Below are 14,638 nucleotides of genomic sequence, written 5' to 3'. Positions count from 1 at the left end.
CTCAGAATTGAAGGCCCGGCGAAACGCTCGCGGGCATCTGCAGTTGTGCGCTTTCCACCGAGGCCATCGGCCACGCGCAGTAGTCGGCGGCGTAGAAGGCGCTCGGGCGATGGTTGCCCGAACGGCCCGGCCCGCCGAAGGGCGCGCCGCTCGACGCGCCATTGGTCGGCCGGTTCCAGTTGACGATGCCCGCGCGGATCTCGCGCGAGAAGCGCTGCCAGAGCGCGGCATCGTCGGCGAGCAGGCCGGCCGACAGACCGTAGGCCGTGTTGTTCGCCTGGGCGATGGCGTCGTCGAAACCGGCGTAGCGGATGATCTGCGCGAGCGGGCCGAAGTGCTCTTCGTCGGGCAGATCGGCCACGCCCGTCACGTCGAGAATGCCGGGCGTGACGAAGCCGAGCGCGGCGTCGCGCTGCTGCATCGGCAACAAGGCTTTCGCGCCGCGCGCGAGCAGCAGCGTTTGCGCGTCGATCAGCTTTGCGGCCGCGCGCGCCGAAATCACGGCGCCCATGAACGGTTGGGGATCGGCATTGTATTCGCCCACCGCGATGCGCGACGAAACTTCGACGAAGCGCTCGATAAAGCGGTCGCCGAATTCGCCCGACGGCACCAGAATGCGGCGCGCGCACGTACAGCGCTGCCCCGCCGACAGAAACGCCGACTGGATCGCGTGATGCACGGCGGCGTCGATATCCTCGACCGGCGCGACCACGAGCGGGTTGTTGCCGCCCATCTCCAGCGCCAGCACGATTTCCGGGCGCCCGCCAAACTGGCGATGCAGGAGCGTGCCGGTGTCCGAGCTGCCGGTAAAGAACAGCCCGTCGATCTGACGATGATTCGCCAGCGCGATGCCCGTCTCGCGTTCGCCCTGCACGAGATTGATCACGCCTGCGGGCAAGCCCGCTTCCTTCCAGATCTCGACCGTTGCGCGCGCAACGTCCGGCGCGAGTTCGGAGGGCTTGAACACCACCGTATTGCCGGCGATCAGCGCGGGCACGATATGGCCGTTGGGCAGATGGCCCGGGAAGTTGTACGGCCCGAACACGGCCACCACGCCATGCGGACGATGACGCAGCACAGCCACGCCGTCGGCCATATTGCTGCGCTTTTCGCCGGTGCGCTCGCCGTAAGCCGTGATCGAAATGCCGACCTTGGCGGCCATCGCGGCGGCTTCGGTGCGCGCTTCCCAGAGCGGCTTGCCGGTTTCGCGGCCGATGGCGCGCGCGAGGTCTTCCTTGCGCTCGCTCACCAGCGCGGCGAAGCGCTTGACGATTTCGCAGCGCGTTTCGAACGGCGTCTGCGCCCACGCGGGGAATGCGCGGCGCGCGGCGTTCACGGCGCGCTCGACGTCTTCGGCGTTGGCGGCCTTGCCGCTCCAGACGGTTTCGTTGGTGCCGGGGTTCCGTGAAGCGAAGGCGGGACCGTTGGCCGCACACCATTGCCCATCGATGAAAAGCTCGTTCATGGTGATCCTTGTTATCTGCTCTTGGCCGCGTTACTGCGCATGACCGCGTTAGCGCGTTACTGCATTACTGCATTACCGCGCCGCATGCGACGCCGCCAGCACGCGCACCTGCTCGCCTTCCTTGACGTTCAGCGCCGCCGCTTCCTGCGCGCCCAGCGTGAAGGCGCCGTCCTGCACGACGCCCGGCGCGAAGCCCACGCGGAAGTCGCCCAGCGACGTATTCGATACCAGCGAGCGCACGCGCTCATCGCCTTCGGCCACCTGCGGCGTGCCGATGCGCACGGGCACCAGCACGCTCTCGCGCACCGTGCGCAAGTCGGCGATATGGCATTCGAGCACGGGGCCCGCATCGAAGATATCGACGTGATTTTCGTAGCGCAGCCCTTCGCCTTCGAGCATGCGGCGCGCGGGCACGGTATCCGCGTGCGTGAGACCGACGCAGGCCTGCGCCTCGTCGGGCAGCAGCTCGACGTAGACCGGATAACGCGGCATCAGCTCGGCGAGGAAGGACTTACGGCCATGCGCGCTCAGATAATCGGCGGCATTGAAGTCGATCTGATAGAAGTGCGAACCCACCGCGCGCCAGAACGGCGAGGTGCCTTCCGCATCGAAATGGCCGCGCAATTCGGCGCAGATGCGTTCGGGAAACAGCTCGCGGAACTGCGCGATAAACATGAAGCGCGAGCGCGACAGCAACCCGCCCATACCGCCCGTGCGATAGCGCGGCGAGAGAAACAGCGAGCACACTTCGGCGTAACCGGTCAGATCGTGCGAGATATTGAGCGCGCGCATGCGCGTCCAGATACCCAGATCCTGGCTTGCGTGCACCACCGTGCTCACGCGGTAGTTGTAGAACGGCTGCGTGAGGCCCACCGCGGTTTCGATGCCGCAAACGCCCGCTACATCGCCCGTGGCCGTATCTTCCATCACGAAGAAGTAGCCCGCTTCGGCCGCCAGCGCCTCGCCCGAGAGCGTGCGGCGCGTGCGTTCGATGCGCGCCGCGAGCGCGTCGCGGTCGGGCTTGAAGGTGGTGAGGCCGGGGCCGGTTTCCTGGGCAAGCGCGACGAGCGCGTCCACATCGCCCGTCTGCACGACGCGTACTACGATCATTGCGTCTCTCCCATCGATGCATCCTCGTTATCTTCCTGCTGGCGATACAGCGGCGCACAGCGCACCGCTTCACCATCCTGCACATTGAGCGCGGCGCGCGTGGCCGCGTCGAGCGGCGCGTCGCCGTGTACCGCATGCGCGCCGCGATGCGTTGCGGCCACCGGCAGCGCGGGCAGCGTCGCCAGCGCGCAGCGGAACTCGCCGCCCTGCTGGCTCGCGACCAGACATGCCACGCCTTGCGTGGCATGCGCGGCGCGCTCGCGCACCGTGCGCGTCTGGTTGCCCGCGACCGACGCGGTGCGATCCACCTGCGCGGTCAGCACCGGGCCCGCATCGAAGATATCGACGTAACCGTCCGGCTCGAAACCTTCTTCCAGATGGATCTCGTAAGCGAGCAAGGTGCTCGGGTCCGGCTCGCCCAGCACGCGCTGCGCGGCTTCCGGCAGCAGCGGCACGTAGATCGGATACGCGGGCATGACTTCGGCGATAAAGGTGCGGCTGCGGCCGCCCGACGCCATTTCGATGTCCTTGAAATCGCGGCCGAAGAACTTGCGCCCGACCGCTTCCCAGAACGGCGAGACGCCCTGATCGTCGGTCACGCCCAGCAGCAGCGAAAACACTTCGGGCGTGAAGCGGCGGCGGTTCATCGCCACATACATCATGCGGGCGCGCGACATCAGATGCGCCGCTGCATCGCCGCGCAATGCGGGATCGATATAGAAGCCCGCAAGGCGGCTTTTGCCGGTGAGTTCGTGCGACATCGTGAGCGCGTGAATCTTGCGGTTCACGTGCAGTTCGCGCGAGGCGTGGATCAGCGCGTCGTTGCGGAATGCGTAGAACGGTTCCGAATAACCCGCTGCCGCGACGATACTGGAGGTGCCCACCAGCCGCCCGGTCGCCGAGTCTTCGAGCACGAAGAGATAGAACTCCTCGCCGGGAAAGTCGACATCCGCGCGAAACGAGTCTTCGGACAGCGCGATGCGCGCCTCCAGCGCCGCGCGGTCGTGCGGCAACGAGTGCAGCACGGGCTGCGCGGTGCGCGCCATATGGGCGATCGCATCGAGATCGGAGAGCCTTGCGGGGCGAACGAATAGCATCGTCGGTCCTGGTTCTGGTCAATGGCGCGGCGCTTCAGCGCGCGCCGAGCACGTCTTCGAAGGCCTGTTCGAGGCGCGCGAAGCCCTCGTTCAGATCCGCCTCGGGCATGATGAGCGACGGCGCGAAGCGCAGCACGTCGGGACCGGCGATCAGCATCATCACGCCGCGGTTGGCCGCCGCCGTGTTGAAGTCCTTCGCACGGCCGGCAAAGCGCGCATTGAGTTCGGCGCCAATCAGCAGACCCTTGCCGCGCACTTCGCGGAACACGTCGAAACGTTCGTTGAGCGCCGCCAGCTTCGCGCGGATCGCTTCGCCACGCGAGCGCACCCCCGCCAGCACGGCCGGATCGCTGATCAGTTCGACCACCTTGTGCGCGATCGCCGCGCCCAACGGATTGCCGCCGTAGGTCGTGCCGTGCACGCCCACCTTGAAGTGCGCCGCGAGCGCTTCGGTCGTGAGCATCGCGCCGATCGGAAAGCCGTTGCCGAGCGCCTTCGCCGTGGTCAGGATATCGGGCGTCACGCCCGTGTCTTCGTACGCGTAGAACGTGCCGGTGCGGCCCACGCCGGTTTGCACTTCGTCGAAAATCAGCAGCGCGTCGTGCGCGTCGCAGGCTTCGCGCAGCGCTTTCAGGAAGGCCGGATCGGCGGGAATCACGCCGCCTTCGCCCTGCACCGGCTCGACGATCACCGCGCAGGTCTGCGGGCCGATCGCGCGTTTCGCGGCTTCGATATCGTTGTACGGCAGATGGACGATGCCTTGCGGAATCGGGCCGAATCCTTCGGAGTACTTGGGTTGTCCGCCCACGCTCACGGTGAAGAACGTGCGGCCATGGAACGACTGCGTGAACGAGACGATTTCCGCTTTCTGTTCGCCGTGACGATCGAACGCCACGCGGCGCGCGAGCTTGAGCGCGGCTTCGTTGGCTTCCGCGCCCGAATTGGCGAAGAAGGCGCGATCGGCGAAAGTCAGCGATTCGAGCTTCTTCGCGAGGCGCAGCACCGGCTCGTTGGTGTAGCCGTTGCCGATGTGCCAGAGCTTGCTGCCCTGCTCGTGCAAGACCTTCAGCAGTTCCGGGTGCGCGTGACCCAGCGACGTCACCGCGATACCGCAGGCGAAGTCGATGTAATCGCGCCCGGCGGTGTCCCACACGCGCGAGCCTTCGCCGCGCTCGGGGACGAACGGCGCGGGCGAGAAGCACGGCACCATCACTTCGTCGAAAGTCTCACGGCTCACAGTCTGGTCGTTCATGGCTAATCCTCTCTGGCGCTCTGGCTCGAATGGGGTAGTACACAGTGCTCACACGGGGCGCTATCGCTTTTCGTGCTGGCCCCGTGCGCACGGATGAGATACGTATGGCTTGCAGTGTAGGCAACCGCGCGGCAAACGTCTTGCGTATGGGCGACGCGTTTTTTCGTCGGATGCGGCGGATTTGACAAGGTTTGTCGCGGCGCGCGCGTCAAACCCTGCCGCCAGGCTTGCCGCTAAGCTTGCTCCGGCGGCTCCACCAGCGCCCCGGCGCGCGGCTCCTGCGCCGCGCCGCCGTGCTGGCGCTCGATCCAGTTGCGGCGGTCCTCGCGCGGCGTCACGCCAAAGCGCTCGCGATACGCATTGGAAAAATGCGCCGCCGATGAAAACCCGCACGCCAGACTGATCTGCACCACCGATTTACTGGTGCGCTGCAACTGCGAACGCGCTTTCGCAAGCCGCAGACCCAGGTAGTACTTCGACGGCATCGCGTTCAGGTATTGGCGGAACAGCCGCTCCAGCTGACGGCGCGACACGCCCACGTGACCAGCGATTTCATCGGTGGTGAGCGGGTCTTCGATATTCGCTTCCATCAGCATCAGCGCGTCGTTCAGGCGCGGATGGCGCTCGCCGGGCGCGGTCACGAACGGAATGCGCTGACGCTCGTCGCCGCTGCGCAAGGTGCTTGCGCCCATCGCATCGGCGATCCGGTCCACGAGTTCCGGGCCGTGCTCGCGGCCGATCATCGCCAGCATGAAATCGAGCGTCGCCTGGCCGCCCGCGCAGGTCGCGCGATCGCGGTCGATCTCGTAAATATGCTGGGTGACGATAGTGCGCTCGAACTGCTCGGCGAACTGCTGGTAGGTTTCCCAGTTCACCGCCACGCGATAGCCCTGCAACTGCCCCGCCATCGCCAGCCACCAGATGCCGTGATGGATGCCGGTGACGAGCGGCGTGCGCTGGCCCACGCGCGCGAGGCTGGCGAGGAACAGGCGGTAATCCGCGAACTGCTGGTAGCGCTCGGTCACGACGATCAGCCAGTCGCAGGCGAGGCCGTCGCCGAACGCGGCATCGGCGGGCCATTGCGCGCCGCCCGCGAGCGGCACGGGACGGCCGTTCCACGAACACATCTGCCAGCGGTACAGCGCGCGGCCGTCGATCTCGTTGGCGAGATTGAGCGCATCGACAATGGGCCCGACGCCCGACATCGACACCGGCGGCAACGCGACGATCGCCACCTGCGTGGTGCGCGTCGCGCGCGCGGGCCCGCCCGGCGCGGGCGACGCGGCGGGCGTGGAAGGTGAAGCAGAAGCTGCAGGGCGATTCATCGGCGGGAACAACGTAAACCTGGTTGCCGGCAGCTTACTTGAGACTGCCCGAAAGGAACTGGCGCAGGCGCTCGCTTTTCGGTGCGCCCAGCACATCGGCGGGTGCGCCCTCTTCTTCGGTGCGCCCTTGATGCAGGAACATCACATGATTCGAGACGTTGCGCGCAAAACCCATTTCGTGCGTGACGACGATCATCGTGCGGCCTTCCTCGGCGAGCTTCTGCATGACCTTGAGCACTTCGCCCACCAGTTCGGGATCGAGTGCGGATGTCGGTTCGTCGAACAGCATCACGTCCGGGTGCATCGCCAGCGCCCGTGCAATCGCCACGCGCTGCTGCTGGCCGCCCGAAAGATGCGAGGGATACTGCTTCTCCACGCGCGGCGCGAGACCCACCTTCTCCAGATACTCGCGCGCGCGTTCCTCGGCTTCCTTGCGCGGCACGCCCAGCACGTGCAAGGGCGCTTCCATCACGTTCTCCAGCACGTTCATGTGCGACCAGAGATTGAAGTGCTGGAACACCATCGCGAGCTTGGTGCGGATGCGCTGCAACTGCTTGTGATCGGCCACGTCCAGGTCGCCGTTGCGGCCGGCTTTGGTGCGCACGGCTTCGCCGTCCACGACGATCTCGCCGGCGTTCGGCTTTTCGAGGAAATTGATGCAGCGCAGGAACGTACTCTTGCCCGAGCCGCTCGCGCCGATGATGCTGATCACGTCGCCTTTCTTCGCATCGAGCGAAACGCCCTTGAGCACTTCGTTGTCGCCATAGCGCTTGTGGATGTCGCGCGCGATCAGTTTGCTGTCCGTAGCGGCGAAAGCGCGGGCGGCTTGGGTCGTCGTCTGAGGCAAGATGGTCTCCAGAATTAAGCTTGATTCAAACGGATGGTTTCAGCGCGTGCGCACGGCGAGATAGCCGAGCCAGCGTTTTTCCGCGCGGCGGAACGCGGCCACCAGCACAAACGATACGCCACAGTAGATCAGCGCCGCGAGGCCGAACGATTCGAACGAACGATAGGTGGCGGAATTGGCGTCGCGCGCGACCTTGAGGATGTCGGGCACCGTCGCCGTGAAGGCGACCGTGGTGGCGTGCAGCATCAGGATCACTTCGTTACTGTACAGCGGCAGTGCGCGGCGCAGCGCCGAAGGCAGGATGATGCGCCAGTACATCGTGAACGGGCTCATGCCGTAGGCCCGCGCCGCTTCCACTTCGCCGTGCGAGGTCGCGCGGATCGCGCCCGCGAAGATCTCGGTCGTATAGGCGCAGGTGTTGAGCGCGAAGGCGAGAATCGCGCAATTCAGGCCGCTGCGAAAGAAGGCGTCGAGCAGCGGATCGCTGCGCACGAAGGCGAGACTGTAGACGCCGGTGTAGATCAGCAGCAACTGCACGTAAAGCGGCGTGCCGCGAAACACATAGGTGTAGAAGCGCACCGGCAGCGAGATGCAGCGGCGCTTCGAGACGCGCGCCACCGCCAGCGGCACCGCGCAGACAAAGCCGAAGGCCACGGAGATCACGAGCAGCCAGAGCGTCATCGCGAGGCCGGAGACATGCTCGCCGTCCCAGTAGATAAACGCGCGGCCGAATTGCTGGAGGATTTCGTTCATGGCGCGGTCCTCAGAGTTGCGCGTGGCGCACGCCCGCCGAATAGCGGCGTTCGAGCCAGATCAGCACGAAGTTCGAGACGGTCGTGATCGCGAGATAGATCGCCGCGGCAATCACGAGGAAGAAGAACAGATTGAAGGTGCTGCGTCCGGCGTCCTGGGCGGCCTTCACGACATCGGCGAGACCGATGATCGAGACCAGCGCCGTCGCCTTCACGAGCACCTGCCAGTTATTGCCGATGCCCGGCAGCGCGAAACGCATCATCTGCGGGAACATGATGCGGGCGAACACGCGCGCGCCGCTCATGCCGTAAGCGTGGCCCGCTTCCAGTTGCCCGCGCGGCACCGAAAGAAACGCGCCGCGAAAGGTCTCGGTGAAATACGCGCCGTAGATGAAGCCGAGCGTGAGCACGCCGGCCACGAACGGATCGATGTCGATCTGCGCCATGCCGAGCGCGTCGGTGGCCTCGTTCACGCCGATCTGGATGCTGTAGAACAGCAGCAGCATCAGCACGAGATCTGGCACCGAGCGGATCAGCGTCGTGTAACCCGTCGCGATGGCCGCGAGCGGCCGGTTGAACGAGAGCTTCGCCGCCGCGCCCGCCAGACCGAGCAGCACGGCCACGCCGAGCGAGAGCAGCGAAAGTTCGATCGTCTGGATCGTGCCAGCGAGCAGCACCGGGCCAAAACCGTAGAGGATCACGCGCGTCTCCGCAAAGTCGTTGTTCGAACCCGGGTGCACATCGCTCATGCAAGGCGCCTGGGGGATTGGCGCGGATCGTCGCAAGGCCAAAAAGATTGCTCAAACCGCAAGCGGCGCCGTGTTGCGGCGCAGCATTTACGGCTCGTCGGGCGACAGGCGCGCCTGGCCGGGCTTTTCGCCCGCGCTGTCAGGGCTGCGATGAAATTGAAAGCGGAAAAGACAACGCCCCGGCAAGCGGGGCGTCGAGTGGGTTTTGACAAGTTTCGGGTCGCTTTTGCGATAGACGCGCAGCCCGAGGTGCGGCAGGGTTCAGCGCGGGAATACCCTAAGGTATTCGCCGCTCGAATAGGTCAGGCGCGGCGTGCAGCCAGCGAACCGGCGCGCACGCTGGCGCGCTCCAGACGCTCGACCAGTGCGCCGAACAGCAGCCCCACCACGCTCCAGAGAATCGCCTGCATGCCGATCGCCACGGTGCGGAACTTCCACAGCAGCACGGCCGGGAACGCGCCCGGGACTTCGTTGATCGTCGGCATCGCGGCCTGGATCGCGCCGATCACGACGACGAACAGCACGAGCGCCGCAATCGACGCATTCCAGCCGCCCCACTTCGCCGCCAGCGCGGCGCGCACCTTGAGCGAGAACACCGTGACGGCGAGCGAAATCGCGATCATCAGAAAGAACAGGCCGGTGCGAAATCCGATGGTGTCGGGGTCGCCCACCGAAGGCGGATTCGCCGGGTATTTGATATTCGGCACCAGATAGATCGCGACGAAGGCCGCGAGCGCGAGCCACATCGACAGCGCGCGCGCCGAAATCGGTCCCGTGCGGCCGCGCACATAGGCGAACACCAGCGCGAACAGCCCGCCGATCGACGCGCTATAGACCATCACGCCGGTAAAGAGGCCGTAGCTCGCCTGCACATCGCGGCTGACGAGTTCGGGCTCGGGCGCTTCGCCCTTGGCGGCGTCGGCTTTTTCCTCGAAGGAAATGGCCTGATCGACCTGCGGCTCGCCCGCGAATTTCGCGAACGAGAACGTGAGCAGTCCCGCGGCGATGCCAGCGAGCATCCCGCGTACCAACAGCTTGCCTACCATGTCAGCTCCCGGTCAGTGGCAGGGAAAGCCGAGCAGATGGCGGCCGTCGTGGACGAATTCGTGGACGTACATGCCCGGCACCAGCGAGGTCGCGCCCTGCTCCGCGCCGACGAAATACAGCGCCAGCAACAGCATGAGACCCGCGAAAATGGCCCAGGGCAGAATTTCGCGCAGAGGGATGGGCGCCGGGGTGGCGGCGGGAACATGGGCCGCGTCGAGGACGGCTTCGGACATGATGACTTCTCCTGGGGTTACGCGCCCCGATGGGTCGTTGAAAAACGATTGAGGTGTGTGCACCGGGTGGTGCGTACGTCACGCGGGTCTGACTTCCGTTTGCTTGTTGCGGGCTTGTTGCGGGACGGCAGGCTGCAAAAACAATCGGTCACAGTGGCGCGACCGCGCCGGGTTTGCACCGGCTTCCGTGTGACGTGCAGCCTGTATTCTACGCGCTGCGTCAGGGCGACGCGGCACGAATGTAATACACGACGAATCGGCGAGTAAGGAAACAGGATGGCGATAAAGGTCTGGCTGATCAGCCATGCGGCGAATGCCGCGCTCAAGGCGGGCGTGTTCGGCGCGGCTTCGGGTGACGATGGCGATTTCGATATCGATGCCGCTCGGTTGCTGGATGTGCGCGCGGTCGAAGCCGTCGCAGCGTGGCGCACGCGCTGGGCGGCGCTTATCGATGGAAGCGGTGAGAGCGATGAAAGCGGACGCAGCGCGCCGCGTGCGCTGACGAGTCCTGCTGCTATCGCTCGCGCGAGCGCCGCGGCGGCGGGCTTCGATGCCCGGATCGAACCCGCGTTAAGCGATACGGCCTATGGCGCGTGGAGCGGCCGCCGTCTGATCGACATCGCGCAGGAAACGCCCGATGCGCTGGCCGCATGGACGCGCGATCCGGCGTTCCAGCCGCCCGGCGGCGGCGAATCGTTCGAGGCGGTGCGCGAGCGCGTGAGCGCCTGGCTGGACGCCCTGCCCGACGCCCACGCCGATGCGTCCCTCGTCGCCTTCACGCACGCCAGCGTGATTCGCGCCGCGGTGCTGCATGCGCTGGACGCGCCGTCCGCCGCGTTCCGGCAACTGGAGATCGCGCCGCTTTCGGTGACGCAATTGCGCCGGACTTCAAGCGGATGGGTGTGGGTCGCATCAGCCTGAAGCCCAGCCCGCCTTCATGCCCTCGCGCCCTCAATCCAGCCCCAACTGCGCCTTGATCGCCGGCAGCATGTACTGCACGGCCGCGCGCCCTTCCGCTATGGCCGGTCCGGCGCGATGGAAATCGAAAATCCCCATGCCGCCCAGGCGCGGCTGAATCAGCACATCGGCGGGCTCGCCAGCGAGGCGGCTGCGCGTGATGCGCACCTGCATGATGTCGATACTCTGCGCGATGGAACTCAGCATCGACGGCACGCGCGTACTCGGCGGCGGCGCCACGCGCACGTCGGGGCTGCCGAGCGCGGCGGCGCCCGACGGCTGCAGCCAGCTCGGGAAGCGCTTGCCGTTGCGGCGTAGCAGCGGCGCGGGTTCAGTGGGCGCGCCATCGGCTGCCGCCGCTGCGGCAGCGGCCGCGGCGGCCTCCACCGGCCCCGCTTCGCCGGCACGCGGCACTTCCACCGGCGTCTCGCGCGGTACCGTGTCGATTGCGCCGCCCAGGTCGCGGCCATTCAGGATGTCGTGATTGAGATCGATGGCGATCACGGTATCCGCACGCATCGCACGCGCCGCCGAAACCGGCACCGGGTTGCTCAGCCCGCCATCGACAAGCCAGACGCCGTCATGCCAGATCGGCGTAAAGATGCCGGGAATCGCGATCGAGGCGCGCACCGCGTCCACCACGCCGCCCTCGCGCAGCCAGACTTCGCGGCCCGTATCGAGTTCGGTGGCCACGGCCGTGAACGGCATCTTGAGATCGTCGATGGCGCGTCCGTTGAACTGCTTCGCGAACAGGTCGATCACCTTGCGCCCGCCCAGCAGCCCGCCCGAAAAACGCAGATCGAGCAGGCGCACCACGGTCTGCCACGTGAGCTTGCCGACCCAGTCCTCGAGCCAGTCGAGATCGCCGTTCGCGTAGACCGCGCCCACCAGCGCGCCGATCGACGTGCCACACACCACATCCGGCTTGATGCCGGCTTCTTCCAGCGCGCGAATCGCGCCGATATGCGCCCAGCCGCGCGCCGCCCCGCCGCCCAGCACGAGCCCCACACGCGGGGGCCGTCGCCGATGCATCACCATGCGCACCTCCAGCTTGTTGTTTTTGCGATTGCGTCCTGCAACCTCATGTTCGATCTAATGCCCGCGCATCACATCCGAGCGCGACGTCGTCGTCACCTGCCCATCCGGGCCGAAGTGCACGTTGAAATATGCTTCGGGCGTGACGCCGCCCTCGAGCCACTTCCAGCTCCAGACGGTTTCCTGCTTGAGCCGGTACGCGGCCACTTGTCCGGGCTTGCCCAGTAGCCTCCGTACCTCGTCCTGACTCATGCCGATGCGCACCTTCGCGAAACTCTGCGCCGTGAGCACCTGCGTGATCGCCACCAGGCGCGCGTTCGGGCCGATATCGACCATATAGGTCTTGAGCCCCTGCGGCCCGCGCGGATATTCGAGGCGGCGCGAACCGTCGTCGAAAACGCGTTCGGTTTCGGGCTTGCCCATTTGCGCGCGCACCTGTTCGAGCGTCGAAACGCCGGGCGTCAGCCCTTTGAGCAGCAGCGCGTCGGGCTTCACCGAATCGAAGAAAGTCCTGAAGGCCTGGCGCAGGGTATCGAGCATCGAATCGATCCGGCGATCGTCGCAGCCGCAGAGCGTGAGCGCCGCCAGCATGGCGAGTCCGGCGCCCAGCGAGCGCCTGGAACGTTGAGTGGGCGACATGGCGTGAAGATCGGGCTACCGCGTCGGTTGAAGGTCGCGCGCACGCTGGGAATCGGGTTCAAGCCGGGCTCAAGCTCGGGCTCAGCGTGCGCTTACTTCCCACAATGTACCTTCAAAGCGTGCGATCGTGGCGCGCGGGACGCGTCGATACGTGCGGGCGCGCGCTCAATTTGCCGCTCAGGTTGCCGCTTAATTCGCCGCTCACGTTGCGGCGCGTGCGCACGATTTCGGCGGCCTGCCAGGACAGCAGCGCAAGCACACCGAACACCACCTCGCGCATGCGCTTGACCAGCGCCAGCGAAAACGCCACCTCCTGGCTCACGCCAAAAAGCTGCGCGAGCAGCACCACCGCCACCTCCTGCACGCCCAGTCCCGCCGGCACCATGAAGGCCGCGTGGCGCACCGCCTGCGTGATGGCCTCGATGGCGAGCGCCTCGCCCACCGTCACCGGATGGCCGAGCAGCACAAGCGCCCACCAGGTTTCGAAGGCGCCCAGCATATAGCCGCCCAGCTGCCAGAAAAACGCACGGACCATCAGACCGGTGCGCGACATCAACCGGTCGAGATCGGCGTCGAGTTGCTTGCCGTCGATGCCGAGCATGACGGGATTATCGGCGCCGAAAAAGCGCGCGGCCCAGCGCTCGATCGCATGGAACACGCCGCCCCGGCGCAGCAGGAACACCGCGAGAACGGGCAGCGGCGCGGTGAGCAGCAACGCGAGCGCAATCGTCACGATGGTGCGCAGCGAGCCGGATTCGCCGGTCGCCGCCACGATCAGCACCACGCCCAGCGCCGAGAACGCGTACTGCACGGCAATCGTCACGAACACCTCGACGATCACCGATGCCGTGACTTCGCTCATCGCACGCGCGTCCTGCGCTTCATCGCTATCGCGCACGTGCCAGCGCGCGAGCCGCACGCCGACGATCTCGCCGCCCACGCCCACGGCGGGCAGCAGACGGTTGATGGCTTCGCGCACCGTCGCGATCCACCAGAGAAAACGCAGCGGCGCGCGTTTGTCGAGCAGCAGATGCCACGCGTAGGCGTCGAGCAGCAACGGCAGCGCGTGAAACGGCACAAGCCAGAGCAGCACCGGCCCCGCCGTGCCGATCACGCGCGCGATATCGTGCGCGCCGTCGTGCACCGCGAGGCCGATAAGGATCGCGATCCCGACCGGCAGGCCCAGCCACTGAAGCCACTTCATGATGACGCCCGCGCCTCCCGCACGCCGCGCGCGGCCGTGGGTGCGTCGGTATGTGCGTCGGTACGTGCATCGGATGCGAAAAACACGTCGGTAAAGCCGCCGTGACGCACACCGCTGCGCTTGAGCGCTTCGGCCACGCGCGGCGAGATCAGCGCGCCGAGTTCATCGGCATGCCGGTAGTGCTGCATGGAAGGCGTGATCGGCGCTGCGTCCGTTGCGCTGGCCGCAGCCGGATGGCAATAGATCTCGCCTACACCCTGCGCCGGCAGATTCGCGATGGCGTTTAGCAGCACCGCTTCGTCCATCGCGCCGGTGTGGGCGATGCCCACCACGTAGTCGTTATGCGCCACGCCCGCGCGCGCGAGACGCGAGCGCACCAGCGCCAGCCACGGCCGCAACGCGAATGGCGCGCCCGCCTCCAGCGGCAGACGCATCGCGCGCAAACCATACTCGCGGCCAATCGAGAGGATCAGCGCAAGCACCGTGGGATGCAGATGAAAATGCTTGTGCGTATTCACGTGATCGAGCGCGAGCCCGGTCGCCGCGAACGCTTCGAACTGCGCACGAATCTCTTTCGCAAGCTGCGCGCGCACATGCGGCAGAAAGAAAAAGCGAAAGCCGTCGCGCACCATGTTGTCGCCGAAGCGGCCATCGGCGTCGACGAGCGCGGGAATCTGCGTGCGCGGCAGCATCGACGCGCCATCGGCCAGCACCAGATGCAGGCCCACGCGCAACGACGGCAGACGCCGCGCGCGCGCCACCGCATCGGCGGCCGCGGGCGCGGCCACCATCAGACTCGCGGCATTGAGCACGCCCTCGCAATGCGCCTGCTCGACCGCCGCGTTCACGCGCGCATGCAGACCGAAATCGTCGGCGGTGAAGATGAGCGCGCGATCCGCTTCGGGCGCGATGGCCGGCTGCGCAGA

General features: G+C 66.5%; 15 protein-coding genes and 1 riboswitch. Of the genes, 1 reads left to right on the top strand and 14 read right to left on the bottom strand.

What is annotated here, in order from left to right:
• Nucleotide 1: 1 nt before the first annotated feature.
• The 10 genes from astD to U5A67_RS20865 all read right to left on the bottom strand — a co-directional run bounded on the left by astD (nt 2) and on the right by U5A67_RS20865 (nt 9,877).
• Entirely contained in the window at nt 2–1,465 is a 1,464-nt protein-coding gene (astD, locus tag U5A67_RS20910; RefSeq protein ID WP_321815736.1) for a succinylglutamate-semialdehyde dehydrogenase, read from the bottom strand.
• 72 nt (nt 1,466–1,537) lie between these two features.
• Nucleotides 1,538–2,575 carry an arginine N-succinyltransferase gene (gene astA, locus U5A67_RS20905; RefSeq protein ID WP_321815735.1) on the bottom strand — a complete coding sequence of 346 codons (1,038 nt, stop codon included), beginning with the start codon at nt 2,573–2,575 and terminating at the stop codon, nt 1,538–1,540.
• On the bottom strand, nt 2,572–3,672 hold the full coding sequence (aruF, locus tag U5A67_RS20900; protein WP_321815734.1) for an arginine/ornithine succinyltransferase subunit alpha: 1,101 nt from the start codon (nt 3,670–3,672) through the stop codon (nt 2,572–2,574). Before aruF ends, astA begins: the two co-directional genes overlap by 4 nt.
• A 34-nt stretch (nt 3,673–3,706) precedes the next feature.
• Nucleotides 3,707–4,924 (bottom strand): aspartate aminotransferase family protein, encoded by a 1,218-nt coding sequence (locus U5A67_RS20895; RefSeq protein ID WP_321815733.1) that lies wholly within the window; start codon nt 4,922–4,924, stop codon nt 3,707–3,709.
• A gap of 233 nt (nt 4,925–5,157) precedes the next feature.
• Entirely contained in the window at nt 5,158–6,249 is a 1,092-nt protein-coding gene (locus U5A67_RS20890) for a GlxA family transcriptional regulator (protein WP_205986457.1), read from the bottom strand.
• Between the two features lie 34 nt (nt 6,250–6,283).
• Nucleotides 6,284–7,099: an ABC transporter ATP-binding protein gene (locus tag U5A67_RS20885; protein ID WP_415767897.1), complete on the bottom strand. Its 816-nt coding sequence runs from the start codon at nt 7,097–7,099 to the stop codon at nt 6,284–6,286.
• Nucleotides 7,100–7,135: 36 nt separating this feature from the next.
• Nucleotides 7,136–7,849: an ABC transporter permease gene (locus tag U5A67_RS20880; RefSeq protein WP_321815731.1), complete on the bottom strand. Its 714-nt coding sequence runs from the start codon at nt 7,847–7,849 to the stop codon at nt 7,136–7,138.
• A gap of 10 nt (nt 7,850–7,859) precedes the next feature.
• Nucleotides 7,860–8,549 (bottom strand): ABC transporter permease, encoded by a 690-nt coding sequence (locus U5A67_RS20875; RefSeq protein WP_205986506.1) that lies wholly within the window; start codon nt 8,547–8,549, stop codon nt 7,860–7,862.
• A 350-nt stretch (nt 8,550–8,899) separates the two neighbouring features.
• On the bottom strand, nt 8,900–9,643 hold the full coding sequence (locus U5A67_RS20870; RefSeq protein WP_321815730.1) for a CbtA family protein: 744 nt from the start codon (nt 9,641–9,643) through the stop codon (nt 8,900–8,902).
• Between the two features lie 12 nt (nt 9,644–9,655).
• A complete protein-coding gene (locus U5A67_RS20865) occupies nt 9,656–9,877 on the bottom strand; it encodes a CbtB domain-containing protein (protein WP_205986454.1) in 222 nt (73 codons plus the stop codon).
• A gap of 86 nt (nt 9,878–9,963) precedes the next feature.
• Nucleotides 9,964–10,064, bottom strand: a riboswitch (cobalamin riboswitch).
• Between the two features lie 89 nt (nt 10,065–10,153).
• On the opposite strand from U5A67_RS20865, the gene U5A67_RS20860 reads away from it, so the two are divergent.
• A complete protein-coding gene (locus tag U5A67_RS20860) occupies nt 10,154–10,798 on the top strand; it encodes a histidine phosphatase family protein (protein ID WP_321815729.1) in 645 nt (214 codons plus the stop codon).
• Between the two features lie 30 nt (nt 10,799–10,828).
• On the opposite strand, the gene U5A67_RS20855 is transcribed toward U5A67_RS20860, so the two are convergent.
• The 4 genes from U5A67_RS20855 to hpnK form a co-directional block, all read right to left on the bottom strand.
• On the bottom strand, nt 10,829–11,869 hold the full coding sequence (locus U5A67_RS20855; protein ID WP_205986505.1) for a patatin-like phospholipase family protein: 1,041 nt from the start codon (nt 11,867–11,869) through the stop codon (nt 10,829–10,831).
• A 57-nt stretch (nt 11,870–11,926) separates the two neighbouring features.
• Nucleotides 11,927–12,508 carry a hypothetical protein gene (locus U5A67_RS20850; RefSeq protein ID WP_241024428.1) on the bottom strand — a complete coding sequence of 194 codons (582 nt, stop codon included), beginning with the start codon at nt 12,506–12,508 and terminating at the stop codon, nt 11,927–11,929.
• A 112-nt stretch (nt 12,509–12,620) separates the two neighbouring features.
• Nucleotides 12,621–13,712, bottom strand: coding sequence for a lysylphosphatidylglycerol synthase domain-containing protein (locus U5A67_RS20845; protein ID WP_415767888.1), 1,092 nt, complete (start codon nt 13,710–13,712; stop codon nt 12,621–12,623).
• Nucleotides 13,709–14,623, bottom strand: a complete 915-nt coding sequence (gene hpnK / locus U5A67_RS20840) for a hopanoid biosynthesis-associated protein HpnK (RefSeq protein ID WP_321815852.1) — start codon at nt 14,621–14,623, stop codon at nt 13,709–13,711. The genes U5A67_RS20845 and hpnK overlap by 4 nt, the downstream gene beginning before the upstream one ends.
• Nucleotides 14,624–14,638 lie beyond the last annotated feature (15 nt).

Source organism: Paraburkholderia sp. J69-1 (assembly GCF_905220255.1).
Taxonomy (GTDB): domain Bacteria; phylum Pseudomonadota; class Gammaproteobacteria; order Burkholderiales; family Burkholderiaceae; genus Paraburkholderia.
This window is presented reverse-complemented; position numbering and strand designations above follow the sequence as displayed.

Coding starts and splice junctions, on each gene's coding strand:
- U5A67_RS20890 (WP_205986457.1), bottom strand. CDS start 6,249: ATGAATCGCCCTGCAGCTTCTGCTTCACCTTCCACGCCCGCCGCGTCG.
- U5A67_RS20895 (WP_321815733.1), bottom strand. CDS start 4,924: ATGAACGACCAGACTGTGAGCCGTGAGACTTTCGACGAAGTGATGGTG.
- aruF (WP_321815734.1), bottom strand. CDS start 3,672: ATGCTATTCGTTCGCCCCGCAAGGCTCTCCGATCTCGATGCGATCGCC.
- U5A67_RS20880 (WP_321815731.1), bottom strand. CDS start 7,849: ATGAACGAAATCCTCCAGCAATTCGGCCGCGCGTTTATCTACTGGGAC.
- U5A67_RS20865 (WP_205986454.1), bottom strand. CDS start 9,877: ATGTCCGAAGCCGTCCTCGACGCGGCCCATGTTCCCGCCGCCACCCCG.
- astD (WP_321815736.1), bottom strand. CDS start 1,465: ATGAACGAGCTTTTCATCGATGGGCAATGGTGTGCGGCCAACGGTCCC.
- astA (WP_321815735.1), bottom strand. CDS start 2,575: ATGATCGTAGTACGCGTCGTGCAGACGGGCGATGTGGACGCGCTCGTC.
- U5A67_RS20870 (WP_321815730.1), bottom strand. CDS start 9,643: ATGGTAGGCAAGCTGTTGGTACGCGGGATGCTCGCTGGCATCGCCGCG.
- U5A67_RS20850 (WP_241024428.1), bottom strand. CDS start 12,508: ATGTCGCCCACTCAACGTTCCAGGCGCTCGCTGGGCGCCGGACTCGCC.
- U5A67_RS20860 (WP_321815729.1), top strand. CDS start 10,154: ATGGCGATAAAGGTCTGGCTGATCAGCCATGCGGCGAATGCCGCGCTC.
- U5A67_RS20845 (WP_415767888.1), bottom strand. CDS start 13,712: ATGAAGTGGCTTCAGTGGCTGGGCCTGCCGGTCGGGATCGCGATCCTT.